The sequence below is a fragment of the Dethiosulfatibacter sp. genome, assembly GCF_983023055.1.
On record NZ_CEZJXU010000409.1, the window covers coordinates 1 to 2,346 of the forward strand.

General features: G+C 34.3%; 2 protein-coding genes and 1 pseudogene. All 3 read right to left on the bottom strand.

The genetic code is table 11. The features are described from left to right. Window positions 1–114 precede the first annotated feature (114 nt). On the bottom strand, window positions 115–348 hold the full coding sequence (locus AC3AX0_RS11710) for a hypothetical protein (protein WP_487550465.1): 234 nt from the start codon (window positions 346–348) through the stop codon (window positions 115–117). A 7-nt stretch (window positions 349–355) separates the two neighbouring features. Continuing rightward, window positions 356–2,041 (bottom strand): IS1634 family transposase, encoded by a 1,686-nt coding sequence (locus tag AC3AX0_RS11715; protein ID WP_487550466.1) that lies wholly within the window; start codon window positions 2,039–2,041, stop codon window positions 356–358. A 136-nt stretch (window positions 2,042–2,177) separates the two neighbouring features. Continuing rightward, window positions 2,178–2,346 (bottom strand): annotated as a pseudogene (locus AC3AX0_RS11720) (GDP-mannose 4,6-dehydratase); the annotation flags it as partial.

A 2,346-nucleotide genomic window follows, 5' to 3' on the forward strand; every position in this document is an offset into this window, starting at 1 on the left:
GCTTATAGACTTACTTATGATACGGTTCACCGTGCTTGACTAAACGTTAACTTCCTAAAATTTTCCTACTCGAAAAAGATTTCTTCATGTATTCTAATCATAAAAAGAGCCTTTTTACAGCTCTTCCTTGTTTGATATGCTATTCAAGAATTCAAGGACTTCTTCAAAGGTCTTGTCACTATTGGAAATCGCATCTACCAATTGCTCTTTTTGAAGTGCATCTCTTTTATCCATTAGATCACTAAGTTTTTCAGTCGCTGTATCATATTTTGCTTTGGCTTTAACAACTTCTTGTTTTGCTTTTTCTATCTTAAGTTCCAGTGTCTCCATACCCATTTTTCTTGCCATATCATCCTCACCTTATATTTTCGCTGATTTCCTCTGCTCTGTATTTTATATATTTTTCATCCATGTCAAATGCTTTTAAAATGGTTTTCTGAGTAGCCGTTACTGCATGATCAAGACGATATACATGATCAAGTTGTCTGATCATCTCTATCTTCTCCAACTCTTTTAAAGCTGCTGGTACTGTCATGAAATTTGGTTGCTTTGATAGTTTTTTCATTTCATCCTTAAGACATGTGTATATCTTGTTCCTGACAATCAATGCAATGAATTCTATGAATATCTTTGATGCAGCTGCTATATCAGTATGTACACGTAGGCTGCTATTGCCTAAATACGATTTATCTCCTCTAAACAACTTTTCCGATACATCACGGCCCTTATAAAAATCAAGAGCTTCCTCTGCTGTTATTTTTTTTGATGTAACGATTACGAAGTAACCACAAAAAGCCATTTCTCGTTCAACGACTTCTATCTTTTCTTCTGCAAATAAGAACTTCTTGCCGTCTTTGCCGTAATGCAGCCTGAAGTATTTCTCGATTCCAGGCCCAAACTCCTTTTCAGTATTTGAATGTCTCTTCAAATAAGTATTCATATCTTTTATTTTTGCTTCTATGGTTTCTCTTTCCATACCTTCTTTTTTAATACTGTGATAGATATGGAAATACCGTTCTTTTTCATCTGTTGCATATAAAAATCTTCTGACAGTTTTTCCATAAACCCTGTGGTCTACAATGTTATGAACCCTTTTTCTCTCAAAAGTATCTTTGTGTTCTAAAATTAACTGATTTACCAGCTTTGACATGCCTTTCACCATTATGATGAAGCTATACTTAGCTGCATCCATGTATTCTATATTATCTTTACTGAAATATCCCCGGTCCAATATAAATCCAATATTTTTATAACCATATCCTTTAGCTTTCTCAATCATAAATTCCAATTGCGATACATCATTGATGCTGCCTGGATACTTCTCGTAAAACAATGGCTCTCTATTGGTGGTGTCAGTGGCAATTGCATAATTAAATATTGGTGTACCAACATCTGTCTTTGCTTTACCAAACTCAACCATTTCAATATCGCCAGCTTGACAATTCTTGTTTGTTGAATCATAAGAAAAATACAGTTTTTCCCTATGGTTACGTTTTTCATTCCAGCTGTTTAAAAATCCCATACTCTGGTATTCATCAATTGAAGTCAAAAATCTTGACACCTTTGAATCACTGTATATACGCATACCTTTTGTGAACAAGGGATGATTGTATGCATAGTCTGGATAATACTGCGAAGCATTGCTTTCAGTGATTATCGAGTAACTTACAAGATCCAACAAAAGGCCTAAATTCTTCTCATCAAAATAATCACTTAACATCTCCTGTATATTGTAGTCATTTAGGATTTTGTTGATTACAATATGACTGCCAATTCGAATACAGCTACTTCTACTGGACCTGTCTTTTTCTTCCGGAAGCTCTACCTCAGGAAAGTATTTCAGAAAGTTTTGATTAGGATACATCATGGTTGAATCGTCCAATGACACCTTGCCTATTGTGGTTCTTCTAACTTTCGTATACTTCTTTTCAGGTAGATATGTTCGCTCATAAGCGTACTCCACATAGATGGTTTCCTTTTTCTTATTGGTTGTAATTTTTCCATTGTTTTCAGGTATTTTGACTAAAAAATTAAAGTACATTTTCGACTCCTTTGCGAGTATGTATTCCTACTCTTTAATTATACCACATGAAAAAGTCAAAAACAAGAAAAAAACCCTGATTTCCAAGGTTTTTTCCGGCTCTATTTGCTATTTTTTTGTATGAGTCGGAATTTTATAGGAAGTTAACGTCTATATATGCTTGTGGATTATCAATAGAATAGCGGACTCCTGCTTGAGCTGCTAAGTTTACAACAATGTCAGGTTGATACTCCTCAAAAATAGAATCAACAGCTTGTTTATCTGATAGATTACCTTTTATAAATGTGAAATTAGGAGATGATTCC